Source organism: Gilliamella sp. W8123, assembly GCF_016101085.1.
Lineage (GTDB): Bacteria > Pseudomonadota > Gammaproteobacteria > Enterobacterales > Orbaceae > Gilliamella > Gilliamella apis.
Genome location: NZ_JACFRE010000002.1, coordinates 90,205 through 116,049, shown reverse-complemented (window position 1 = coordinate 116,049; position 25,845 = coordinate 90,205). Strand labels below are relative to the sequence as shown.

Sequence of the window (25,845 nt, the reverse complement as noted above, 5' to 3'; positions counted from 1 at the left end):
ATATTTTTTCTATTTACTACTATCAATATCGTTATTGAAATTTTGATAGTAGTAATCATCCTTAATTATTAGAAATTTATAACCGCACTTATGGCAAATGTTCTTCCTGGCGCTGTTTGTAACTCGATAGGATTCGTCACTTTGACATTAGTTTGCGGATTTTTATAATAACTACTAAACATAGGCCATTTAAAATAACGACGATCGAAGATATTTAATACTGAGCCCCTAATAGTAATATTCTTGCTTGGATGCCAATTTAAATAAGCATCATAAATGGCATAACCACTTGGTTTAAATACTTCATCTGAAGACGAGCTATCTTTCGATACATGTGAAACCGCTTTAGAAAAAGTAGCTAATACTTCGGTATCAAAATTGAAATCAGGAAGATGCCATTTTAGACCGAGGTTACCTTGTAATGGCATAGCATCATTAAAGTAAGATTTTTTCTCTCCAGGTGATTCTTGTTTTTTACCATATTGATACGAAGTCGATGCATTTAATGTCCAATTTGGATAAAATTGCCATTCAGCCGATGATTCAATGCCCCAAAGATTAACTTTGGATAAATTTTTATAGGTATAATCTTTTGGTCCAACACGAATAAAATTCTTTATATAATCACTATAATCAGCTTTAAAAAAGCCTACACTAAACCAGCCTTTAGAAAAATCGCCTCTTAACCCTGTTTCATATGATTTTACTTTTTCTGGCTTCAATTTAGGATTAGGGATTAGATTCATACTAAATGATGGCAAAGAAGTATATAACTGTTGAGCTGTTGGCATTTTAAAACCTTCAGCATAACGAGCATAAACTGAGTATTGATCGGTAATATTAAATAAAGCACCTAATTGGGGAATAAAACGATGTGATGTAACCTCACGAGGTTCTTTTCCTTCGATGACCGCATAATGGCTATCTGCATTTGGTTTGATTTTATAAGTTGCATAGCGTACACCAGGTTTAATTTTTAAACGTTCACTAATTAAATGAAATTCATCTTGCAAATAAATATCAGCTCGTTGCGTTTTAGAATTAGCAAAATTGAACCCTCCACCAATGGTTTTTTTACCATTTTTTGTACTTGCATTACGATAGTAACTACGGGTAATATCGCCCTGAAAACCATAAACTAAATCATGACTACTGTTTAAAAAGTCAAAGTTTGAGTTTAATTGTAAATCCAATTGCCAGAATTTTTCTTTATAATCATTAGTTGTATAGGTATAAATCGGCTTTTTTCTTTTATCTTTTTGTTGGCGATGTGATTTTAAATAACGTTCTTGAGGAGAATAAGAGATCATGGTTTTAATTTGATCGACAAACCCAACTGACGGCATCCAACTATCATCGATGGCAAACCTTTTACGAGTTTGTATTTGTGTTCTTCGATAATCACCATTGAAAGTTCCATTAGATTGTAAACCGTAATCATATAATTGTTTTACAAACGAGTTAGAACGGAAATTTTCAAATGTTAATTTTGTTTCCCGATTATCATTATGATAAACCAATTTAGTGAGCATATTTTCTGCTTTCGCATCTAAAGGATTTAGTTTATTACATCGAATGGCATCTGCTCCTCGCGGACATCCCCAAATACCCCCATTCGCTTTAGCTTTGCTTAACCTTGCTTCTTGATAATCTCGACGACTAAAACTTAATAAACCTTCTAAATTAGGCATTAGTTCAACAGCTAACATACCGGTTTTGGTGTTTTGTTTATTCAAACTATCATAACCACCATTAACTCTAACTGCATAAGACTTACCTTTAAGTAAATCACTAGGATCTAATGTTTTAAATGCCACAACACCACCAACCGCATCTGCACCCCACAAAACTGATCCAGGTCCACGTATAACTTCCACGGCTTTGATATTTGATAAATCAATAAAATTTCTGTTTCCGTCTTGTATACTTTCAATAACCCTTGAGCCATCTACTTGCAACTGAACACGGTTACCTGACATACCACGTATTCTAATTCCACCAAGGTTACCAAAAGGATCGGTACCAGAAGTTTGTCTATTTACTGATATCCCTGGCATATATCTAACTAAATCTTCCATCGTTGACATTTGATGATCATCTATATTTTTCTTAGTCACCACATCAACCGTTTCAGGGATAGCCAATTTAGCTTTCTTTTGTCTACTCGCCGTAACCGTAATTGTTTCTATATCATCGCCATCAGCAAATACAGGGAAAGGTATTGAAGCCACTATCATCATTAGCAATATTTTATTTATTTTCATTTTTCACCACAAAATTAGATTAATGAACTGCCTTAACCAATGCCCCAATATTTGATAATTATCATTTTTTGATCATTAATCTAGCAAAAATAATAAACATGATCAATAGTAATGATAATTATTAACATTTGCTAATGATTATCATTTAATGTTATTACTGTAATTATAAAAATTGAATAGAATCAGGATAAGAAATCTTTATATGATGAAAATAAAATGTAAGAACAAAAGAATTCACAAAATTGGTTAGGCTAGATTTATTAATATTTATTATAAAAACTAGCCTATATTAATAATGATTTATCTGATTTTTTCTAACAAAACTAACACTTCCATATGAGATGTATGAGGGAACATATCAAATAATTGCACTTTGGTCATTTGGTAATTAGTCAATAATTTTAGATCTTGTGCTAATGATGACAAATTACAACTTGAATATAAAATATAATTAGGTTGTATATTTTCCAAGTATTCGACCAGTACTCTACCTGCCCCTCGTCTTGGTGGATTAAGTAAAACTAAATCAGGCGTCTGCTTTTGATGCGTTGCATATTTAGTGGCATCTAAGGATTCAAAATTAAGTTTGTCATAACCTAGCTGTTTAGCAGATTTTGATGCACATTCAATAGCATCAGGACTAATTTCAATTCCTGTTAATTGAATATTATCGTTATTAGCATGACGAACACAATGCAAACCAAATCCACCTACACCACAAAAGAGATCCCATATAGAGTTTACATCTAAATTCGCCAGCCAATCACTAGCCGTTTTATATAGTTTTTCAGCAATATAGCTATTTGTTTGAAAGAAGCTTTTTGATTTTATATAAAGTGGTATGTGATTTAACCTAAATTCTAGAAAAGGATTATCCGTTAAAATCAACTCTTCGTTACCCTCTAATATGGCGGCATGATTAGGTTGAATATTAATCGATACGACTTGTAGATTATTTATCTTATCGATTAAATTGTGCAAACTATTGCTTATCTTCTCGACAAATTTATGTGATTTTAATACAAACCGTAGCATAAAGTGGCTTTTATCATCGATAACACTTTCGGTAATAATGACAAATTTTAACTCCCCTTTCTGCTTATTAATATTATAAGGAACCAGTCCCTGTTTACGAATATAGGTACGAACCATTTTTAGGATACTTTGCATATTAATGCTATAAAGCGGACAATCACACAGATCAATGATCTGGTTATCATTTTGTATACCTAATATGGGTTTTTCAACCGTGCCTAGCACCGCCATTTTAGCTTTATTGCGAAAACCTTGCTCAGGGCTAGCAAATGGATCTTTAACTTCTTTAGGATTAAACTTTGCTAAAGTTTCAATTAATTGGTTTTGCTTTTCATTTAGTTGAGATTTATATGGTTGATTTATTTTATGACAAGACAAACATTTATTTTCTTGATAATAACTACATTGCATTTTATGAAAACCTTTTTTTATAATGCATTATTATATAATTAAATGGTCTTAAGCTGTATTAGTTTTCTTTTTTTATGTCCAAAAACCCCTTTCCTCAAAATTTTTTAACAAAAATCTAAAATTTAATCATTATACTTGATTTATCAATAGCTATGATTTGACGAAATAGCGGTATATGATAGGATATTGCCATACAAATTATAGGAACCCATTAATGTCTATTAAGTTAAAAACCCCCGCTGAAATCGAAAAAATGCGTATTGCTGGTAAATTAGCAGCAGAAGTTTTAGAAATGATTGAACCTTATGTAAAACCTGGTATTAGCACTGGTGAACTGGATCAGATCTGTTATGAACACATTGTTAATGTGCAAAAAGCTATTCCTGCCAACATTGGTTATCATGGTTTTCAGCATACCAGCTGCATTTCAATTAATGATGTAGTATGTCATGGTATTCCAAGTTTTGATAAAAAGTTAAAAGATGGTGATATTCTTAATATTGATGTGACCGTAATTAAAGATGGTTTTCATGGTGATACCTCAAAAATGTACATTGCAGGAAAACCAACTGTTGCCGGAGAAAAACTATGTCAAGTCACACAAGAGAGTTTATACGAAGCCATTAAAATCATTAAACCGGGGATCAGATTAAAAGAAATCGGTAAAGCAATTCAAAAATATGTTGATAAATTTGGCTTTTCTTCTGTTCGTGAATATTGCGGTCATGGTATAGGTGAAGTATATCATGATGAGCCACAAGTTTTACATTATGATGCTGATGATGGCGGTGTGATCCTGAAACCAGGTATGACCTTTACTATTGAACCGATGGTAAATACTGGGGATTGGCGTACTCGTACCATGAAAGATGGTTGGACAGTTAAAACCAAAGATCATGGATTGTCAGCCCAATATGAACACACGATCTTAGTTACAGATAATGGTGTGGAAGTTCTAACCCTTCGTAGTAATGAAAACTTTCCTCGCGTTATCGAACACTAAATAAAAAAGATTCAACAATGCTCTATTGTTGAATCTCTTCATTTTATATAGCTTAACCTAACTATCTAGAATTCAATTTTCCGCGATTTTTTTATTCATTAACTTTACTGCGAAATATATTTCTAGGTTGTGATATTCGTCCTTAATATCCAGTTGATCATAAAAAAGCGTCCAAAATTCTGCAAGCTTTGGTTTTAGCTATTTTAATATAATAGCGTATAAAGCTTACGGCGATAGCTACTAGCAAGTGCGTTATTGGTTCCTAAAGCTGCTAATAGATCTAGTAAAGTTTTCTTCACCTGCCCTTCACCAGCATTCAGATCTTTTGTTAAAGGTTTAAACAACAGTTCTAATGCTTCTTCGTGCCGACCAACTTGCATTAGTTGCGATGAAAGTTGAATCATTAACTCAACATTATCTGGCTGTTTAGCTAATTCAGCTTGTAATTGCTGTAATTCAGGTGAATTTGCTGCTTGTTCGAGTAACTCAATTTCGGCTTGTAAACCGTGGTAAGCTGAATCCTGATCTTGTAATGGAATAGTTGCCAAAACATCCTTAGCTTCTGCTAGTTGTTTTTGTTCAATTTGGCTTTTCGCTAACATTAACGCAATATCTGATCTTGGTTTACCTAAATGATCTTTAAGTACAGTCCAAGCTTGTTTTAATAAAGGTAATGCTTGCGCATATTGGCCTTCATTAAAAAATTGTTGCGCTTCAATAAGTTTCAATTCATCTTCATTAGGTAAAATTTTATCTAAAAAGGTTTTGATGGTTTCTTCATTTTGTGGGCCTTGAAAACCATCAACAGGTTGACCATTTTGAAACATATAAACGGTTGGAATTGCTCTAAGCCCAAACTGTGCTGCTAACATTTGTTGTTCATCACAATTTACGCTAGCAAGAATAAATTGTCCTTGATGTTGTGTTGCTAATTTGGTTAACGTATCTGTCATTTCTTGATAGTTAGGACTTCTTGGTGACCAAAAATAGAATAACACAGGACTACTAGTTGATTTTTCAATAATTTCTTGAATATTCTTTTCATTAACATCAAAAATAAATTGATTTGACATAATCTATCCTATAAATAAGTTTAACTGATTATTTATTTTGTAAAATTTTATCCATTAATCTATCTGGAAGCAAACGTTTAGCTATTGCCGCCAATTTAGTTACTTTTGTTACCCTGTAACGTATTTTCGGTTTGTTATGCTCTAATGCGTGATACAGATATGGTAACACCGCTTCAGGGGCTAATGTAAAGCGTTTAGCAATAGGTGGATTTTTTACTATTTTTTCTTTTTCGGTCTGATTTACATTATTTGAAAAATAGGTTTTTAATGGACCTGGTTCAATTAAACAAACTTTAATATTGGTGTTAGCTAACTCTAAACGCAGTACATCAGACCATGCTTCTAAAGCATATTTGCTGGCAGAATATGCGCCTCTACCCGGTGTTGCGACTATGCCAACAATTGAGCTAGTTTGAATTATTCTACCTTCATTTTGTTCAATCATTGCCGGTAATAATAATTGGGTTAATTGATGAACACCAAAAAAGTTAGTAGAAAACTGTGATTCTAATTGTGATCGACTGATGGTGTTTAAACGGCCATAGACGCCAAATCCAGCATTGTTAAATAACGCATATAATTTACCCTCACACAAGGTTAATACTTGTTGCGCAGCTTGATTAATTGAATCGGCATCGTCTAAGTCTAATAAAACGGTTTCAAAACCTTGCTCAATTAATTTTTGTTGGTCTGCTATTTTGCGGCATGATGTAATGACACGATAACCTCGTTTTTTCAGAGCGATAGCTGAAATCAATCCTATACCGCTTGAACACCCCGTTATAAAAATCGTACGCAAATTTTATCTCCGTTATATTCATTTATTGTCAAGTTAACTTACAGCAATTATGATAGCACATTTAAAATAAATATACGGCTAATAAGCCAAGAGGACCATATGAAAATTGCTATTATCGCTGCTATGGAAGAAGAAGTAGCCATATTAAAGAGTAAAATTACCGATTATCAATTAGAGCGTCATTTAGGATGCGATTTTCATATTGGTAAAATAGCCAATTGTGAAATTGTATTATTACAATCAGGCATAGGTAAAGTTGCTGCAGCATCAGGAACAACATTATTATTAAATAATTATCAAGTTGATGCAGTCATTAATACCGGTTCAGCGGGTGGGCTGTCAACGGAACTGAATATCGGTGATATTATTGTATCAAAAGATGTATTTTATCATGATGTTGATTTAACCGCCTTTGGATATAAACCTGGTCAAATGTCAGGTTGCCCTGTTTCATTTGCTGCTGATGTTAATTATCAATCATTAGCTAAACAATGTATAAAGAAACATGGGGTCAATGCTGTTGATGGCTCAATTGGCAGTGGTGATGCCTTTATCAATGGTAAAAGCAATTTAGAACGGATCAAGCAAACTTTTCCTGATGCAATCGCCGTTGAAATGGAAGCTGCCGCTATTGGCCATGTTTGTTGGTTATTTAAAGTACCTTTTGTGGTGGTGAGAGCAATTTCTGATAATGGAGATAATGAATCGGCAGTTGATTTTCAATCATTTTTAAAACTTGCTGCAGCCCAATCATCAAAAATTGTTGAATCGATGCTAAGTGAACTAGCTTAATATAGAGATTGGTGTCAGTGTAATTTGACACCATTTAACTAAAATTTTGTCATTCTTCCATTATGATTTAATCAATTAGGCAGGTCATATTGTTCAAATAATGGTTTACGCCATCCTGACAGAATTTCTGGAATTTCACCTTTCCTATCATTTTGCCATTTTACATACTGATTGATTAATCGTCTTGAATGTATTAATTCGCTATTAAGTCCTGTTTGTGATGCTATTTTTTCAGCGATTTGTTTCAATGAATCAGCAATATTTTTATAATTTGGATAACTATTAATACGTTGAATTGCCGGAATAATAGGTATAGGTTGAAGCAATATATCCAAAATTGTTTGACCATATGCACGAATATCTTTACCTTTCATACCCAATTTATCAAGTTCTGCTAAGGAAGTTGGTTGATAACGCGCAATTTTCCATAATATCTCTTCGTGCACCACAAAATTCAACGCTATATCGTGAGTTTTGGCAAATTGATAGCGCCAGCAAGCAAGTTTAGCTAATTGCCCTAAACCATCCCCTTTCAATTGCCAGCTATTTTTAATATTTAAGTAAGCCTTTTGAGGATCAAATGTTTCACTTTTACGTGCAATTGCGTTTTGACATTCTTGATAAGCAGCCGCTAAATAATCAATCGATGTAAGCTGAGATTTTAAATTATCCATTAATGGAAACAGATATAAAACATCATTAATAGCATAATCACACTGTTTTTCAGTCAAAGGACGTTTTAACCAATCAGTCCGTGTTTCACTTTTATCTAACTCAACGCCAAGATATTTATTGACTAAACTTGCATAACCACTACTGATGGGATTATCCAAAAAAGAAGCTAAAATTTGGCTATCGATTACTGGAGAAGGAACACAATTAAATGCATGAAGAAACACTTCAATATCTTCGCTACAGGAGTGAAAATATTTTTCAATATTAGGATTGGTTAAAATTGCTAAGAATTCCTGCCAATCGTTAATATTAAGCGGATCAATTAGCGCAGCATGTTGGCCATCAAAAACCTGTAACAGCCCTAAATGAGGATAAAATGTCCTAGTTCGTACAAATTCAGTATCCAATGCTATAGCACTACTATTCTTGATCTTTTGACAATAATTGGATAATTCATCATTACTAATAATAAATTGATAATTCAAAATACGCTTCCTATTTAAGATAATCTATTGAATGGTAGTTTTGTTGACAAAAGATACATCGATTACAACAATTTCAGAGCGAGTCATTAATCGAATTGGTGGCCCACCAAATCCGTAACCGCTATTGACTATACTGGTGAAATGATGATCAGCATCGTGATAAATACCATTGGCATTTTTGTACATCATCGCCACCAATATATTGATAGGGAAGATTTGACCGCCATGAGTATGTCCAGATAACATTAAATCTACTTGTTGTTCAGCAACATTTTTAATATCTAGTGGTTGGTGATCTAACAAAATTATTGGTCTTTCCGTATCAGAAAACATGATTAAATCGGATAGTGAGGCACGCTTAACATCGTACTTATATGATGAAAAGTCATCACGCCCTATCAACGTGATGCCAACCTCATCAAGATAAACAATATCATCTTTCAATACTTTTAAATTCGCTCGTTTAAATGCATTAATAATATCTTCTTCGCGATTATTATTATCATGGGTACCTAAATATTCATGATTACCAAAAATAATATAATTACCGTATTTAGACTTTAATTGTTGGAACTGTTTAATAAATCCATTTTCGAGGAAAGGTTTTAATCGTTTATCTAATGTATCGCCAGTTATCACGATAAAATCAGCCTTTAAGCTATTTACCTTGTCAATCATGTTTTGAATCATACTTGCAGAGGTATGCTCATTAATATGAATGTCAGAAAGTTGCACAATTCTTAGATGATCAACATTGGCTGATTTATTAATTACAACCTGATAATCAACTATTTTAGGATTTATCGCCATTTCATGACCAAAACAAAACAAAGCCACAACCGCAATAATAAAACTGATTTTATGCCAAAGATTAGGCTTAATTTGCTTTTTGCTAACCCGATAAACAATTTCAAAAATGAGTGTTATAAAAACGCTACAGATCATCAAACCGGCAATCGTTAACAGGAACAAATGTAATCCCGAGGTTAAAATATCATTTAATACTCTAGCAAGGATTAATGATGCACCGGCCAAACCAATAGTTAGCCAATAAATAATTCGACCATAACCGCTTAAGTGAAGGTTAAACCAAAACTGCCAGCGTTTTCCTAATAAAAATGTGACCGAAATACTGATAATAATCGTTGCGAAAATGGCTGTAAAATCAACAAAAGTCATAATTACTCGAACAATCGAACGCAAAAAATGGTATGATAACAGAATTAGATTCTATAGTACCAATAACTTTTATGGATACCAAAAAAGACCAGCTATTTGCAACCCCGATCGATAAATTAGGTGATTGGACTTTTGACGAAAAGGTTGCCGAAGTTTTCCCAGATATGGTACAGCGTTCGGTACCCGGTTATTCGAATATAATATCAATGATTGGTATGCTAGCTGACCGATTTGTACAACCTAATTCCATGATTTATGATTTAGGCTGCTCGTTAGGTGCTGCCACGCTCGCTATTCGTCGTAATATCAAACACGAAAATTGTCACATTATTGCTATTGATAATTCATTACCTATGGTAGAACGATGTAAAAAGCATATTGATGCCTATAAATCAAATACACCTGTCGATGTAATATGTGAAGATATTTGTAATATAAATATGCAAAATGCATCAATGGTAGTTCTTAATTTTACCTTGCAATTTTTAACCCCAGAAAATCGACAACGGGTTTTAAGTAATATTTATCAAGCTTTGCGACCAAATGGCATATTAGTTTTATCGGAAAAGTTTAGTTTTAGTGATGAGACTGTCGACGAATTATTATTTAATATGCATCATGATTTCAAAAGAGCCAATGGCTATAGTGAACTGGAAATAAGCCAAAAACGTAATATGCTAGAAAATGTTATGCTTACAGACACAGTTGCGACCCATAAACAACGTCTGATGACAGCAGGATTTGAGCATGTTGATACTTGGTTTCAATGTTTTAATTTTGGCTCGATTATTGCTATCAAATAACCTCAAGATTTAATTCAATTATAAAGGAAAACAGAATGATTGATTTTGGTGATTTTTACCAAATTATCGCAAAAAGTAAGCTTAAAAATTGGCTTGAAGTATTACCGGCGCAATTGGCTAATTGGCAAAAACAAAATTTAGATAATCGTTTTAGTCAATGGATAAATAGTATTAAACACTTACCAGCAATTAGCCCTTTTCAAGTTGATCTATTACATAGTGTAACCGCAAAAACAGAGCAACCATTATCTTCTGGCGAACAGCAACGTATCACACAATTATTAAAAACTATGATGCCATGGCGTAAAGGCCCTTTTCATCTTTATGGTGTTGATATTGATACTGAATGGCGTTCCGACTGGAAATGGCAAAGATTGATTAATCATATCGATAATTTAGAAGGTAAAACAGTTCTCGATGTTGGCTGCAATAGCGGTTATCATTTATGGCGTATGATTGGTGCAGGAGCTAAACTTGCTGTTGGTATTGACCCTATGGCGCTTTATCTATGCCAATTTGAAGCAATAAGAAAACTATTGGGCAATGACCAGCGAGCTCACTTACTTCCATTAGGCATTGAAGAATTACCAAAATTAAACGCATTTGATACGGTTTTTTCAATGGGAGTGTTATATCATCGTCGCTCACCGCTTGATCATCTTTATCAATTGAAAGATCAATTAGTTGATGGTGGTGAATTAGTACTCGAAACATTGGTTATTGAGGGCACCGAACATCAAGCATTAATGCCTGGTGAACGTTATGCTCAAATGCGAAATGTCTATTTTATTCCATCAGTACCAACCATGATAAATTGGTTACATAAATGTGGTTTTAAAGATATAAAAATGGTTGATATATCCAAAACCAGTTTGGATGAACAACGCAAAACAGAATGGATGGAATCCGATTCATTAGCGGAATTTTTAGATCCTAACGATTTATCCAAAACAGTAGAAGGTTATCCTGCGCCAATGCGAGCAGTATTTGTTGCAAGAAAATAATTTTTTAATCTCGTTTGGATTAAAAGTAACGGTTATTTTTCTCGCCTTTTAAAATAAAAAACACAATAAAAAAAACGGGCTTTTGCCCGTTTAATCTATCAATATCTTTTATATAAATAAGTTCGATTAATATTAATCATTTTTTATGATCATCTGGACAGGATAATGATCGGAATATTTATCCGTAAAATCATCTTTTATAACTTGAACATCAATGACATTATTTTTAAGTGGTGGTGAAACATAGATATAATCATAGCGTAATGGAACTGATGCTTGATCATAAAATACTTTAGTTGGTGCAGTTGCCACAAATTCTTTATATTTAATTTTTAATGCATCAATAAAACCAGCATCCAGAAGATTTTGTTGTACAGTATAACTTAGTTTACCATCAACCAGATTTTCTAAAATTGGTCTTTTCTTTTGCTTTTCTTTAATATCCTCTAAAAGGGTACTTTTATCATAGTCAGATTTATCTGCTGGCGAAAATGAGTTCAAATCCCCGGCAATTATCCATTTCCCTTTAGGATCACGACTATATTTGATTGAATCGATAATTAAATTAATCTCATCAATTCGTTTAGCTGTCCAAAATGGATTCATATGTGTAACGACAAAATGATAATTTCCGATATCTGCATAGAGTGCCCCATGCCACAAATTATCAACTACTTTATTAACATTAACTATTGGATATTTAGAGGTAATAGCTACAGGGAAAAAAGCAGCATCTTCTGGTGATTCTTTTAAAAGTACCGCATATTTATGTCCATAACTGGCTGCAAATTTTTCAAGTTTTTCACGAGTAAAAAAATTCATTTCTTGCCAAGCAATAATATCGGCATCTTGTGCTTTTGCCCAATCAATATATTTCTGTTTACCTTCACTCTCATCTAACTTCATACCATTATAAACATTATAACTAATGATTTTTAGTTGTTTGGCATCATCAAGTGAGGCTAAAGCGCTAGAAGTACTAAGGATAATCCCACTAATCAATGCGACAATTTTCAACTTAGTTTTATTCATAAGATATTCCTTTCATTTATTAACTCATCATAAATATTATATTGATCTTAACTTAATCAAATTGTTTTATATGAATTATGTGATTTATATCAATATTATTACTTACAATTTGTGCTATCCGAATTTATTTAAGAATGCACTGTGATTTGCAATAATGGAAAATTGCATTTTTAAGTTTTAAAAAACCCGCTCCTCAACTTTTAATATGGTTGGTTTATAAAATAAAAGGCATAATTAAAATATTATGCCTTTTATAATTTTATCTATTTTGAATCAGAAAATAACTATATTTTATTTAATAATATCAAAGGTATATATCGCGTATCATTGATAAAGTCAACTAATTGTTTATATGCTGGAAAATAGGTGTTTTCTGGATCGATTTTTTTAGGACAAAGTTCAAGGGATCGTATTAATGCTTCTTTTCCTTCTTCTCCACTTAAATCTTCATACGTGCTAGCAAAATCATTGTCTGTTAAAGTGAAAAATTTTTGCCAATTTTCTAATGTTTTTGTTAAATATTTTTTACCTTCATCACATTTAATTTCTTCCAAATTAATTTTAGGAAAAGCATATTTAGTAATTTCAGCTAGTTTTATTGTTTTGTTAGGGAAACTTATTTCAACTTTTGACTCTTCACCTTCTAAGGAGTTGAAATAATCATTTTGTAATAAATTGATATATTCTTTTTCACGGTAAATTTTAGTTTTACGAGTTTGAAAAGCCTGATTTTCATTAATATTTTCAGTAATTTCTTCAGGTATTTCTTGGTCAATAGAATAGTCCCATCTATTAAGTTCGCCTTCAATGAAAACGTCATTAACAACAATTACAGGCAGCTCCAGTTCTCCTTCCTCACCATTTAAAATGATAGAGATCTTATTTATAGTTTCTTTATATATTTTGTCAAAAGCTTCGTCACTAGTATTGTTAGTAGCATAGATAAATGTATGAAGCATATAGTTGCTTTGGGTTGGATTAATAAATCCATCACCAGAATATTTAGATGGTTTAACAATAAAATCTAACGACTCATTATTATAAGTTAAATTATGCTTACCATATTCAAAAGTGTACGTAGTTTTAGAGTTAGCCGGGATTGCCAGTTCTTTACCATCAATGGCGATTACAATTTCATTTGAGGTAGGATTATCAATCACGCGTTCAACTTTAGCTGGTCCACTAAAACAGCTACAAAGCGTTATGCTGCAAGTTAATATAAGGGAATACTTTAAACTTTTCATAACATCCATTTATATAATTCATATTAAAAGATTATAAATTTTATCATAAAGAAATGGTTATTGTTAGTATAAAAAGTAAAAGGCATAAACCTAATTATAGGATTTTATGCCTTTTATTGTAATAATTAAATCTTTTAACAAAGAACAATTTTCAAATTTTATTTGACAATAAAAAAGTATATATCACGTCCTTTAGTTAAAGCTTGATCTAAAGGGCTAATAGCTTTCGAATAAGTTTGTTCAGGATCTTTATCAGTAGGACAAAGTTTTTTAGAATCAAGTAAGGCATGCATACCATCATATCCCCCTAATTCTTCATACTTACTTGCAAAATCACTTCCTGTTAAAGTAAAAAGTTGTTGCCATTTATCTAATGTATCCTGCAAATATTTTTTACCTTCATTACATGTAATACTTTCTAAATCAAGTTTCGGGAATACATACTGATTAATTTCAGACAATTTTTTAGGTTTATTAGGAAAACTAACTTCATCTTCCTCTTCTAACCAATCTTCTTTTAAAAACTTCAAATATTCACTTTCACGATACATTTTAATTTTACGAGCCTGATAAGATTGATTTTTATTAAGTTTTTCAGAAATTTCGTCTGGGATTTTTTCATCAATAGAGTAATCCCATCTATTATCTTGATCTTCAATAAAGAAATCATTAACCACTTTTACAGGAAGTTCAATCTGTAATTGCTCACCATCTATGATAACATCAACTTTATTAAGCGTTTTCTCATATAATTTGTCAAAGGTTTCATCACTAGTATTGTCAGTTGCATAGATAAAAGTATGTAACATATAGTTGCTTTGGGTTGGATTAATAATGCCTGTACCATCAAATTTTACAGGTTTTACCACAATGTCAAACGACTCATTATTATAAGCTAAATTATGTTTACCATATTCAAAAGTATATTTTATATTTGAGTTAGCTGGAATGACAATATCTTTACCGTCAATTACTAACTTAATTTCATTGGCAGTAGGATTATCAATTAAACGAACTTGTGAGGTTGGACCATTAAAACAGCTACAAAGTGTTATGCTGCAAGCTAATATAAGAGAGTATTTTATTTTTTTCATCACATTTAACTACTTTTTTTAAAAATATTTATATCAAAGTGTATAAATATTAACACAACGAATTTTAGAGTAAATCATCAAAATATAAAAACTCTTTATTAAGAAATACTAAAATCAAATAGAGTCATTGATTTTATAACAACTGGTATCATAAATTTATTTTAATTATTTATAAATAATCAATATGATGTATAACAATATAAACTATTCTAATTTATTACTAGAATAGTTTATAAATAATTATTTGCTTATTGTTGGGGCCAAATAAAACGACCTTTCGCATCAGGATCTTCACTAATGAATTTTTTAAGTGCATCTGATTGGTAAAGTTGTTTAACCTCTTGAGCCCATTTACTGTGCAAATTTTCTTTTTTTACTACAACCATTAATTCTAAATTAGGTGTTAACTTTTCTTGTACTAAAACATTATCAGCTGGAATTTTACTTAACCATGCAACACCACCTGGCATTATCGCGTAATCAACTTCACCAAGAGTTCTAGGAATTAATTCCGATAATATCGATTTAAATTTTAAATTATATCTATTTTCTGCTATGTCATTTAAATCTAATGTTCCCGATTTACTATCAGATTTTAAAGTAATCCAATTTAAGCTTTGTAAGAATAATAATGATCTTGCCTTATTTGATGGATCATTGGGAATGACAATTGTTTGGTCATTAGCTATTTCATCAATAGAATGATGCAATTGAGAAAAAAGCGCAGCTGAAATAGAAGGAATATGGACTAAAGAAACAAGATCACTTTTAGTTTCTTTATTATATACATCAAGATAAGCTTGATGCTGTGCTGCACTAAGATCAATACTTCCTTCAACTAAAGCGGTATTTGAATCTCTAAGAGAGCTGAAATTTACCAATTTAACTTTATAACCTTTTTGTTCTAAAGCGGGCTTAACAACTTTTTCCATCATTATATTGTGCATACTTGGTGGCAAACCAACTACGATCTCTTTTTTATCTTGTTGACTTTTTTGGGCTGATTCTGATTTATTGTCACAACCAATTAAAGTCAAACCCAACAGCATAATTATGCAAATATATTTTTTCATTATCACTCCCTATTTCAATCAGTAAATTAATCTAATTGAACAACTGATTCTATTATTTAGAGATAACATTATAGATAGTGATTAACTATTAGGATAATACGAAAAAATTATATCTATATTCATATTAGATATATGCAATTATTCTTTAGTTTTAGCTAAGTTTTAGATAGCATTTTCAACCGACTGCTCAGCCAAATTTTCTTTTAACCATCTTACAAAAGCTTTAACTTTTGGATTTCTTCCCTTGGAAGCAGAAACAACATAGTAACGTTGTTTGCATGTTAACGTCATATTTGGAAAGGGAGTAACTAACTCCTTTGATTCAACATATTTATTGATAATATGTTTTCTTCCCATGGCAATACCTGAATGATTAATCGCCGCGAGGATTGCTAAATCAGATCGATCAAATAACATTGTAGGTAAATCTTCAAAATCTAGATCAATATTAAAGTGCTTCACCCAAGATTGCCATTCGTCGAAGTTGGTATCATATCCCCAAGCTTGATTATCATGTATTATTAAGCAATTTTTTAGGTTTTCAATATTTTCAGTAAGTTGATGATATTCCGCATATTGAGGGCTACACACAGGTACAATCGTTTCATTCATTAAATGATAAACATCCAAGTCGTTATACTCTAAATCATCAAAATAAATGGCTAAATCAATACGATGACGATCAAAATTGATTATTTCATTACCTGTTAATATATTCAAGATAATATAAGGATGTTTCTTGTTAAATTCTGATATTCTTGGAACAAGCCAGCCTTGCGCAAAGGAAGGACGAGAATAAATGGTCAACTGCCCGATTAATTCCTGACTCTTTATTTCAAAGATTTCTCTATTTAATATCGACAAGGACTTTTTTAAAATATTAAATAAATTTTCACCATCAGGGGTCAACTCAATACGGCGGTGAAACCGGTTAAATAACTTAAAATTTAATTCTTCTTCAAGCTTATTAATTTGATGGCTAACGGCACTTGGAGTAATACATAACTCTTCCGCTGCGCGCATAAAGGAATTATATCGTGCAACTGCTTCAAAAGTGTGGAATTTAGCTAATTGATATCCTGATATCAATCGGTTAGTGGTAATAAAACGATCATCATCAAACATTGTACATCCTTCCTTACCTATTTTCTTAACATTTAACTAAAAATGTTAAATCAAATACAATTAATTAAATTAATGATTGTTACTTTCTTACAGCCTGACACTTATTCAACCGAATCTTATTCATGTGAACATGATTTATAATCATTTGTCAGTTATCTCTCCATAAAATCTAATACACGGTGATTTTTACTTTAATTAGAATAGGAAAACATTATGGATTCACAAATTTGGGTTTTAGGTGTTTTAATAACGAGTATTTTATTAATTGTAATAAGTATTATCAAATTTAAACTTCACCCGTTTTTAGCCTTATTATTATCCAGTTTTTACGTAGGTGCATTAATGGGAATGAAGCCATTGGCAATGATTTCCTCAATCGAAGATGGTATTGGTGGTACACTTGGCTTTTTAGCGGCAGTAATTGGTTTAGGTACTATTCTAGGAAAAATGATGGAAATATCAGGTGCAGCTGAACGCATCGGTATTACCTTACAAAAATGCCGCTTTTTATCACCAGATGTTATTATGGTATTAATTGGTATGATTTGTGGTATAACGTTATTTGTTGAGGTCGGCGTTGTACTTTTAATACCATTAGCATTTTCAATTGCTAAAAAAACCAAAACTTCATTATTAATGTTAGCGATTCCATTATGTACTGCATTAATGGCCGTTCATTGTATTGTCCCTCCTCATCCAGCTGCATTATATGTCACTAATGCTTTAGGTGCCGATATTGGTAGCGTTATTTTATATGGATTAATTATTGGAATAATCGCATCATTATCTGGAGGTCCTATTTTTTTAAGAATGATCAAAAATAAAATTCCATTTAAAGCTGTACCGGAACAATTTTCAGATCTAAAAGTAAGAACTGAAGAAGAACTGCCTTCATTAGGTGCAACATTATTTACAGTATTATTACCCATTTTTCTCATGCTGATAAAAACAACTGCTGAGTTGAACATGGATAAAAATACTTCAATTTATACTGTTTTAGAATTTATCGGCAATCCTATTACCGCTATGTTTATAGCAGCATTTGTTGCCTATTATATGCTAGGTCTAAGACGTGATATGAAAATGTCTGACCTACTCAATAAAACTGAAGATTGCTTTTCATCAATTGCCAATATTTTATTAATTATCGGTGCTGGCGGTGCATTTAATGGTATTTTAAAAGCGAGTGGCTTGAGCGATAGTTTAGCAAGTATTTTATCCCATTTAGATATGCATCCAATTTTATTGGCGTGGTTAGTAGCAATAATTTTGCATGCTGCAGTAGGTTCAGCGACAGTTGCAATGATGGGCGCCACAGCAATCGTATCACCGATGCTAGCTCTTTATCCTAATATCAGTCCTGAAATCATTACATTGGCTATAGGTTCGGGTGCTATTGGTTGTACAATAGTTACCGATTCATTATTTTGGCTTGTTAAGCAATATTGTGGAGCGACAATGAGTGAAATTTTAAAATACTATACCACTGCAACATTCATTGCTTCAGTAGTTGCATTAATGGGTACTTTTTTATTATCTAATTTTATTTAGATATCTTTCAAGGAGCGAATATGAATCAAATAGAGATAAAAACACTTATTGCCGATAAACCGTTAGTAGAAAATTTAATTAAACTTCAACCAAGCTGTTGGTTTAATCCTAATACCACTACTTTAGCAATCGGTCTTCCTTTCGTTGGGCTAGATCAAACGGATATAAAAAAAGCGAGTGAACGATTAAAACGTTTCGCACCATATTTATCATTAGCTTTCCCTGAAACAGCTATAACCAAGGGTTTTATTGAATCACAGTTAGTTGAAATTACTAATATGAAAAATGCCCTTGAAGCCAGATATAATGTTGATATCGCAGGTAAGCTTTATTTGAAAAAAGATAGTCATTTACCAATTTCTGGCTCAATTAAAGCTCGAGGTGGTATTTATGAAGTCTTAACTCACGCTGAAAAACTAGCCATTGAAAATGGACTATTATCAGAACAAGATGATTACAGCAAATTATATTCTGATAAATTTAAACAGTTTTTTAGTCAGTATAGTATTGCTGTAGGTTCAACAGGTAACCTTGGTTTATCAATTGGCATAATGAGTGCTAAACTCGGATTTAAAGTTAGCGTACATATGTCTGCTGATGCTCGAGAATGGAAAAAACAGAAATTACGTGATCATGGTGTTAATGTTGTTGAGTATGAGCAAGATTATGGTGTTGCGGTTGAACAAGGCCGTAAAGCGGCAGAGTCTGATCCAAAATGTTTCTTTATCGATGATGAAAATTCTACTACCCTATTTTTAGGATATTCAGTCGCCGGTGAACGCTTAAAGCAACAATTCAATGAACAAGGAATTAAAGTTGATAAAGATCATCCACTTTTTGTCTATTTACCATGTGGTGTAGGTGGTGGACCTGGCGGTGTTGCTTTTGGTTTAAAAATGGCATTCGGTGATAATGTACACTGTATTTTTGCTGAACCAACACATTCACCGTGTATGTTACTAGGAGTTTATACTGGTCTACACGACAAAATTTCGGTACAAGACATCGGAATTGATAATATTACCGCCGCAGATGGATTGGCTGTTGGTCGTGCTTCTGGATTTGTTGGACGAGCCATGGAACGTCTGTTAGATGGGTATTATACCTTGTCGGATCAGGAAATGTATGATTTGTTAGTACTACTGGATAAAACTGAAAACATTCAACTTGAACCGTCTGCCCTTGCCGGTATGCAAGGTCCGGTAGTTGTAACTAACAACTCGGAATATTTAGAACGTATGCAATTCACTCCTAAACAATTACAAAATGCAACTCATTTAGTATGGGCAACTGGCGGTGGAATGGTACCGAAAGAAGAGATGCAAAAATATTTACATTCAGGAAAAATTTAGTGACTGTTACTGACAAATATCTCAATGATATTTGTCAGTAAATTTAATTTTATACATTGTGACTAATTAAAGTGCGCCGACAATACGATGAGGCAAGTAAAGTTCTTCAAGATAAGCAATATCTTCTTTAGTTAATGAAAGCTTTAATGCGCCTACCGCATCATCCAAATACAGAGTTTTGGTTGCCCCAATGATCGGCGAAGCTACACCTTTGGCAAATTGCCATGCCAGAGCAACTTGCGTCATGGTTACTGCATATTTTTGCGCAATTTCATTAACCCTTTTCACTATATTCATGTCGATTTGTTGCGTACTATCGTATTTAGCAACTGCAGTTTTATCAGTCTTACTACGTAGAGTATTGGTCTGCCATTCTAATCGGGAAAGTCTACCTGCCGCTAAAGGGCTATAAGGAGTTAATGAAACATTGAATTGCTTACAGACAGGAATCAATTCTCTTTCATCTTCACGATATAATAAATTATAGTGATTCTGCATCGAAACAAACGGCGTCCAACCATTTTGTTTAGCGACTAATTGCATATTATAAAATTGATAACCATACATCGCAGAAGCACCTAATGCTCGTACTTTACCACTCTGAACTAAATGGTGTAACGCAGCCATGGTTTCCTCAATCGGTGTACTGTAATCGAAACGATGGATAATATATAAATCAACATAATCGGTACCTAATCGTCTCAGGGATCCTTCAATTTCTCGTTCAATTGCTGTTTTAGATAAATGCCCTTCATTAAAATAGACTTTAGTAGCCAGTATTACTTTGTCTCGAGCTATATTTCTTTTAATCGCTCTTCCTACATATTCTTCACTAGTACCACTAGAGTATGTATTTGCTGTATCAATAAAGTTAATTCCTAGATCTAAGGCATGTTTAATGATTGTTTCACTTTGTTCTGGATTAAGTGTCCAATCATGCATTTTACTGGCAGGATCGCCAAAACTCATACACCCTAAACAAAATCGTGAGACTTCAATATCAGAATTACCTAATTTTATATAATCCATACTCTCTCTCCTAACTAGCTAATAATAGATTGATTAACTTAATAAATTGTTAAAAATTCAATCTTAGTTATGAGTATTTTATCGTTAACTTTTATTGAGATAAACGTGTTGTTCATTTATAGTATCATGAATTAAATTCATTAATTGTCTATTTATATCCTATGTATAACTATAATGAACTAAGTTATTTTATTATTATAGCTAAAGCAAAAAGCTTTGTTGGTGCAGCCAAATCTTTAGGTGTTTCGTCATCTGCACTAAGTCATAGCATGCGAAACTTAGAAACACGTTTGAGTTTACGGCTATTTAATCGCACGACTAGAAGCCTTTCATTAACAGAGGCAGGAGAACAACTTTATAAACAAATATCCCCTTTATATCGACAAATCAATGAAGAAGTTGCCGCTCTTGGTGATTACCTTGATACTCCATCGGGTACCATTAGAATTAATGCATCGAATATTGCTATTGAAAATTTTATATACCCTAAATTAAGCCAATTTTCACTACGCTATCCACAAATTAAAATTGAAATTCAATGTGACAATAACTTAGTTGATATTGTTAAACAAGGTTTCGATATGGGCTGCCGAATCGGCAATGATTTGGCAAAAGAGATGATAGCAGTAAAAATATCAGACCCTTTGCGTATGACTTTAGTGGCTAGTCCGAATTATTTGCATCAGAGAACAAAACCAAAACAGATTAATGATTTAGATCAACATTTATTAATTGGCAAAAAAGTTTCAAACCAATATGGAATGGAATCGATATGGGAGTTTTCCGATAAAGGAAATATTATACAATATCACCCTGTTTCTCACTTCACAATCAATAATCATTTAAGAAAACAAGCGACTCTTGATGGTTTAGGTATTAGTTGGATTGGTTATCCAGATGTAAAAAATGAATTAGCATCAGGACAACTTATAGAATTATTACCTGAATATTCAATTATATATGAACCTTTTTATATTTATTACCCAAGTCGCAAGGGGCATTCAAATGTATTTAAACTAGTATTACAGGCACTAAAAAACTAATTTAATATCAACTACTAATTGTTAAACGAAGATGACACAAAATATTAATATTAAAATATGAAAACAATTTTACGTTTAATATTCGAAAAATAGTAGATTATGATAAATCTTAGATAAGGTTAAAAATAAAATTTTTCTAATGTTAAATAACGTATCGATCTTTATTGATATTGGATAATGTCAGTTTGAATAATTAGTTATTTAATAAAAAATAACTAATTATCTTACTGGCGCTATTTTATTGAACGGTTTCGATATGGTAGCGCTTTAATAACATATTACTGAATTTGTTGTGTGGATCTAATCGAGCTTTAAGTTTAAAAAATTGCTCAGCTTGTGGATATGCTCTTTGAAATTGTTCTGTTGTTGCATGTAGTTGATAAGGTAGATAGTAGCTGCCGTGATTTTCCAGAACTGCATCTATTAATTCTCTAGTCCAATTACCAACATGTTGTTTACTCCGTTCATCAGTATCTTGCTGATAATAGATCACGAAAGCAAATACTTCCGATTTTGCCCAAGCCAGTAATGAACCACTATCTTGATTGGCATGACGAATAGAAATATTAATAACATTAACTTTATTTTTTTTCAAAATAGTGACTAATTTTGGATAAAAGTGATCAAATTGTTCAACCGGTATAAAATATTCTTGCAAAACAAAGCTTTTATTTTTAGTCGCTATCGGTTGTAAATACGAGACATCATAACTAGCCTCATAATTACGCCACATTACTGGTTTTTTTATATAATAAAAATCATCAAATAATTTTCGTAAATTTTTACCAATAGACGATGAAGATACAATTTTGATTGGTTTTTCCAAATTTTGGTTCTTTTTATCATCAGATCTCAATCGTTCTAAAATCGTTAATGGTTCTTCAGTCTGTTTATAAGTGACCGATCTCACTCTTTTATAATCTGGTGGATAAATTACAGCGTTATGGAAGATTGATTTGCTATCAGAACGTATATTCTGTTTGAAATATTCATAATAGTTTGCTATTGGCATAGCTTTACTAAAACGTTTGACTTTAACATTATCTGCAAGTTGTAAAGTCACTTCGGTGATTATACCTAAGCCACCATAACCACCAATAGCACCATAGAATATATCTTGATTTTGCTCAGGACTAGCTATTACTACTTTGCCATCAGCTAACACAATTTTGAATTGTTTTACCGAAAGAATTATAGGTCCTTCACCTATATAACGGCCATGAACATTAACACTTAATGATCCACCAATACTAAAATTAGCATAACTTTGCATTATTTTTACAGATAAATCATAAGGGTCTATAAGCTCTTGAACTTGATGCCATGTGGCACCGGTCTCGATAGTTAGCAACTTTTGTTCAGGTTTAAAATCAATGACATGATTTAATTTGCGAGTATCAATTTGCACCGCCCCCTGGATTGCTGTTTGTCCTCCCATACTATATTTACCACCAGCGATACTAATTGGTCCGGTAGCCTTTTTAACTATATCAACAACTTGTTGAGTAGATTCTGGTTGCACAACTGCAGCAACTTGAACTGGTGTCATTCCAGTTACATCATTGACTTCTACTGCCATGACTGTCAATGGCAATAAAAAACCAAGTACAGATAATAATAAATTTATTTTTTTCATTTTATAGAAAAATAAGCACTATGAGATGAGATAAAATATGATAGCCTATTTGAGTTGAAAAGTATGTATCTTAGATTGGCTAATATTGTTCAATAAATTGTCATCCGCTAAGAATAATTAATTTAATAAATTTGAATATTATTAATATATAATTTACCCCCTTAAGTATTTTAAAAATATCTTAAGAGGGTAAAAATCAATTAATTATTTTGATGACTTATATTGACGTTTAACTTCTTCTGTAGCTTTACGAAGATCTTCTTGGAATTTAGGAAGAGTTTGTAAGCGAGAATATTCAACAGCACCAACAATTCGTCCTGCATCAACATCACTTTGCCAGTGAGCACCACAGATCATTCGGCTTTGACCAAATTCATAACCACGTTTTATAATGGCTTCTGCATGAGATGGTGCCATTTGAGCAAGTACTAATGCCACAGTCCATCCATAAGAAGTATGCCCAGAAGGATATGATCCATTCTTACGCAACCGATCTTCTTCATTAACTGGTTGACATGTGTGATTACCAAAGAATACAAATGGGCGTTCTCTCATATACGCTTCTTTTGCTGTTTTGGTAGCATTATCTGCTGAATCAACAAGAAGATCACCTAACATTTTATAAAGAGTCGGTGTTGTTTCTTGTGAAATAGTAATCCCCATTGGTTCAGAAAATATTTTTGCCATATTAGTTGTATGTAAATCTGCATCCATGGTTGCTTGCTTCCAGCGAGCTGTATCTTTAAATTTATAACCTTCTTGATATGCAGCTTTGTCCGCTTCAAATACTGCTGAATCATTTTTAGGAGGTCCTGGAAGATAATCATTACTACTTACTGCCTCAGCTGCTGTATGATAAGTAGGTCCAACTTCATGACCTAAAAAATCTTCTGTAGAACCTGGTTGAAAGGCCATTGTTGTTGAAGACATAAATAATGAGCATACTGCAATAGCGATTCCAGCTATTTTTAATGAATTTCTTTTATTATTCATATTATTTCCTTAATTGTAATTTTAATATTCCTAAATAGTTATTTTTTATTTTTCTGTCTTAAAACAGTGCGTTACTTATTTAATATTATTCCCAATTTTCCTCCTTGAATTTCATTTATCAGTTAGGTGAATCGATTCACCACATTTAGAAAAAAACTCCCTTTTTTTTAAATAATACATATTAAAATTAGTGCCAACAAATTTAATATTAATTAATTGTGATAAATATCACATATTATTTTCATGATATAAAATTTAAGCACTTTAATTTATGCAATTAACTCAATATATGTAATCAAGTAAATATTGTTCCAAATACGTGTTTCCAATTTATATTTAAAATACTCATATCTATTTATACTTCGAGCTAGTTATCTGACAATTTTCACAAAGTCTTATAATTGAATATTGAATCATTCTAATTTGTAAAAAATATTGAGGAGTCTATACCGTCTTATTGATATTAGAATATGAATGAAGTGGTTATATTCTGTGGGAATTATGTGTAAAAAAGCTAACTTTTCTCCTATAGAATTCATCAAAACAACAAATTTATCGGATGTTTCGAATGTACTGAAAGGTACAATAAATTCTTTCCATTCTAAGGTAATTAATAAATTCCCTTTTCTTTGCTACGTGTTTTTATCTTATTAATACAGCCAATGTTATCAAACAAAGAGTCCCATTTTTATTAAACTCAAAATGTAATGAATAATGTGTCATATGATATAATATCCAACGATTCACATATCCCAAAAAAGGACTTTGTTCATTTCCACCTACTTTTAATGGTTTCCCTAATAACTCAATGACCATTTTTTCAGTATATTGAAAATCGATCCCATTCAATAATTTTCCATAATATATAGAATAATTATCCTTTTCCTTACAAAAGAATTGAATATGATGAAGATATTTTTTTCGAAAACCGATAAGCATACCTGTTTGAAAGAACTCATAATATTTAGTTCGATCAGGATCATCATATTCAATAAAATCTTCTGATATTTCAGGATTTTCACCAATTTCATCTTTTAGCGTATAAAACTCTAAAGAATTTTCAGATTTACCTAATACATCAACTAATTGCTGCCATTTAATCATGATCACTAGATCCCGTTTTCTTTGTTGCGTGCTTTTATTTTATTTC

22 protein-coding genes are annotated in these 25,845 nt (G+C 32.1%); 7 read left to right on the top strand and 15 right to left on the bottom strand.

Features of this window, described 5'->3' with window-relative positions; translation table 11 throughout:
• Nucleotides 1-68: 68 nt before the first annotated feature.
• The gene (locus H3T56_RS03390; protein ID WP_198192033.1) at nucleotides 69-2,264 is read right to left on the bottom strand and encodes a TonB-dependent hemoglobin/transferrin/lactoferrin family receptor; all 2,196 of its coding nucleotides are present in this window, start codon (nucleotides 2,262-2,264) and stop codon (nucleotides 69-71) included.
• A 300-nt stretch (nucleotides 2,265-2,564) separates the two neighbouring features.
• Complete coding sequence (gene rlmC, locus H3T56_RS03385) at nucleotides 2,565-3,710, bottom strand: 23S rRNA (uracil(747)-C(5))-methyltransferase RlmC (protein ID WP_198192032.1); 1,146 nt, start codon at nucleotides 3,708-3,710, stop codon at nucleotides 2,565-2,567.
• Nucleotides 3,711-3,924: 214 nt separating this feature from the next.
• On the opposite strand from rlmC, the gene map reads away from it, so the two are divergent.
• The gene (gene map / locus H3T56_RS03380; RefSeq protein WP_065578734.1) at nucleotides 3,925-4,713 is read left to right on the top strand and encodes a type I methionyl aminopeptidase; all 789 of its coding nucleotides are present in this window, start codon (nucleotides 3,925-3,927) and stop codon (nucleotides 4,711-4,713) included.
• A 203-nt stretch (nucleotides 4,714-4,916) separates the two neighbouring features.
• Here map and H3T56_RS03375 read toward each other — a convergent pair whose 3' ends face one another.
• Together H3T56_RS03375 and H3T56_RS03370 are read right to left on the bottom strand one after the other, a co-directional pair.
• Nucleotides 4,917-5,786, bottom strand: coding sequence for a co-chaperone YbbN (locus H3T56_RS03375; protein ID WP_198192031.1), 870 nt, complete (start codon nucleotides 5,784-5,786; stop codon nucleotides 4,917-4,919).
• A gap of 28 nt (nucleotides 5,787-5,814) precedes the next feature.
• Entirely contained in the window at nucleotides 5,815-6,585 is a 771-nt protein-coding gene (locus tag H3T56_RS03370; RefSeq protein WP_198192030.1) for an SDR family oxidoreductase, read from the bottom strand.
• A 99-nt stretch (nucleotides 6,586-6,684) separates the two neighbouring features.
• Here H3T56_RS03370 and H3T56_RS03365 point away from each other — a divergent pair, with 99 nt between their 5' ends.
• Entirely contained in the window at nucleotides 6,685-7,377 is a 693-nt protein-coding gene (locus H3T56_RS03365; RefSeq protein WP_065578731.1) for a 5'-methylthioadenosine/adenosylhomocysteine nucleosidase, read from the top strand.
• A gap of 71 nt (nucleotides 7,378-7,448) precedes the next feature.
• Here the strand turns inward: H3T56_RS03365 and rnd are convergent, their stop codons facing one another.
• Nucleotides 7,449-8,537 carry a ribonuclease D gene (gene rnd / locus H3T56_RS03360; protein ID WP_198192029.1) on the bottom strand — a complete coding sequence of 363 codons (1,089 nt, stop codon included), beginning with the start codon at nucleotides 8,535-8,537 and terminating at the stop codon, nucleotides 7,449-7,451.
• Nucleotides 8,538-8,561: 24 nt separating this feature from the next.
• Nucleotides 8,562-9,716, bottom strand: a complete 1,155-nt coding sequence (locus H3T56_RS03355; RefSeq protein WP_198192028.1) for a metallophosphoesterase — start codon at nucleotides 9,714-9,716, stop codon at nucleotides 8,562-8,564.
• A 32-nt stretch (nucleotides 9,717-9,748) separates the two neighbouring features.
• Between H3T56_RS03355 and cmoA the strand changes: the two genes are divergently transcribed.
• Both cmoA and cmoB read left to right on the top strand, forming a co-directional pair.
• On the top strand, nucleotides 9,749-10,519 hold the full coding sequence (gene cmoA, locus H3T56_RS03350) for a carboxy-S-adenosyl-L-methionine synthase CmoA (protein WP_065578728.1): 771 nt from the start codon (nucleotides 9,749-9,751) through the stop codon (nucleotides 10,517-10,519).
• A 35-nt stretch (nucleotides 10,520-10,554) separates the two neighbouring features.
• Nucleotides 10,555-11,523, top strand: coding sequence for a tRNA 5-methoxyuridine(34)/uridine 5-oxyacetic acid(34) synthase CmoB (gene cmoB / locus H3T56_RS03345; RefSeq protein WP_086361246.1), 969 nt, complete (start codon nucleotides 10,555-10,557; stop codon nucleotides 11,521-11,523).
• A gap of 132 nt (nucleotides 11,524-11,655) precedes the next feature.
• Here the strand turns inward: cmoB and H3T56_RS03340 are convergent, their stop codons facing one another.
• The 5 genes from H3T56_RS03340 to dsdC form a co-directional block, all read right to left on the bottom strand.
• Nucleotides 11,656-12,555, bottom strand: coding sequence for an endonuclease/exonuclease/phosphatase family protein (locus H3T56_RS03340; protein WP_198192027.1), 900 nt, complete (start codon nucleotides 12,553-12,555; stop codon nucleotides 11,656-11,658).
• A 284-nt stretch (nucleotides 12,556-12,839) separates the two neighbouring features.
• Entirely contained in the window at nucleotides 12,840-13,799 is a 960-nt protein-coding gene (locus H3T56_RS03335) for a hypothetical protein (RefSeq protein ID WP_131798778.1), read from the bottom strand.
• Between the two features lie 158 nt (nucleotides 13,800-13,957).
• Nucleotides 13,958-14,896: a hypothetical protein gene (locus H3T56_RS03330; protein WP_198192026.1), complete on the bottom strand. Its 939-nt coding sequence runs from the start codon at nucleotides 14,894-14,896 to the stop codon at nucleotides 13,958-13,960.
• 245 nt (nucleotides 14,897-15,141) lie between these two features.
• Nucleotides 15,142-15,966 carry a MetQ/NlpA family ABC transporter substrate-binding protein gene (locus tag H3T56_RS03325; RefSeq protein WP_198192025.1) on the bottom strand — a complete coding sequence of 275 codons (825 nt, stop codon included), beginning with the start codon at nucleotides 15,964-15,966 and terminating at the stop codon, nucleotides 15,142-15,144.
• A gap of 162 nt (nucleotides 15,967-16,128) precedes the next feature.
• Nucleotides 16,129-17,091, bottom strand: a complete 963-nt coding sequence (dsdC, locus tag H3T56_RS03320; protein WP_198192024.1) for a DNA-binding transcriptional regulator DsdC — start codon at nucleotides 17,089-17,091, stop codon at nucleotides 16,129-16,131.
• 213 nt (nucleotides 17,092-17,304) lie between these two features.
• Here dsdC and dsdX point away from each other — a divergent pair, with 213 nt between their 5' ends.
• The gene (gene dsdX, locus H3T56_RS03315) at nucleotides 17,305-18,642 is read left to right on the top strand and encodes a D-serine transporter DsdX (RefSeq protein ID WP_065651102.1); all 1,338 of its coding nucleotides are present in this window, start codon (nucleotides 17,305-17,307) and stop codon (nucleotides 18,640-18,642) included.
• Nucleotides 18,643-18,662: 20 nt separating this feature from the next.
• A complete protein-coding gene (gene dsdA / locus H3T56_RS03310; protein WP_198192023.1) occupies nucleotides 18,663-19,994 on the top strand; it encodes a D-serine ammonia-lyase in 1,332 nt (443 codons plus the stop codon).
• Nucleotides 19,995-20,060: 66 nt separating this feature from the next.
• On the opposite strand, the gene H3T56_RS03305 is transcribed toward dsdA, so the two are convergent.
• On the bottom strand, nucleotides 20,061-21,023 hold the full coding sequence (locus tag H3T56_RS03305; protein ID WP_198192022.1) for an aldo/keto reductase: 963 nt from the start codon (nucleotides 21,021-21,023) through the stop codon (nucleotides 20,061-20,063).
• 161 nt (nucleotides 21,024-21,184) lie between these two features.
• On the opposite strand from H3T56_RS03305, the gene H3T56_RS03300 reads away from it, so the two are divergent.
• Nucleotides 21,185-22,066, top strand: coding sequence for a LysR family transcriptional regulator (locus tag H3T56_RS03300; RefSeq protein WP_198192021.1), 882 nt, complete (start codon nucleotides 21,185-21,187; stop codon nucleotides 22,064-22,066).
• 238 nt (nucleotides 22,067-22,304) lie between these two features.
• On the opposite strand, the gene H3T56_RS03295 is transcribed toward H3T56_RS03300, so the two are convergent.
• The 3 genes from H3T56_RS03295 to H3T56_RS03285 all read right to left on the bottom strand — a co-directional run bounded on the left by H3T56_RS03295 (nucleotide 22,305) and on the right by H3T56_RS03285 (nucleotide 25,799).
• Entirely contained in the window at nucleotides 22,305-23,702 is a 1,398-nt protein-coding gene (locus tag H3T56_RS03295) for an FAD-binding oxidoreductase (protein ID WP_198192020.1), read from the bottom strand.
• Nucleotides 23,703-23,906: 204 nt separating this feature from the next.
• Entirely contained in the window at nucleotides 23,907-24,695 is a 789-nt protein-coding gene (locus H3T56_RS03290) for a phosphatase PAP2 family protein (protein WP_034903278.1), read from the bottom strand.
• Between the two features lie 642 nt (nucleotides 24,696-25,337).
• The gene (locus tag H3T56_RS03285; protein WP_198192019.1) at nucleotides 25,338-25,799 is read right to left on the bottom strand and encodes a hypothetical protein; all 462 of its coding nucleotides are present in this window, start codon (nucleotides 25,797-25,799) and stop codon (nucleotides 25,338-25,340) included.
• Nucleotides 25,800-25,845: the final 46 nt, after the last annotated feature.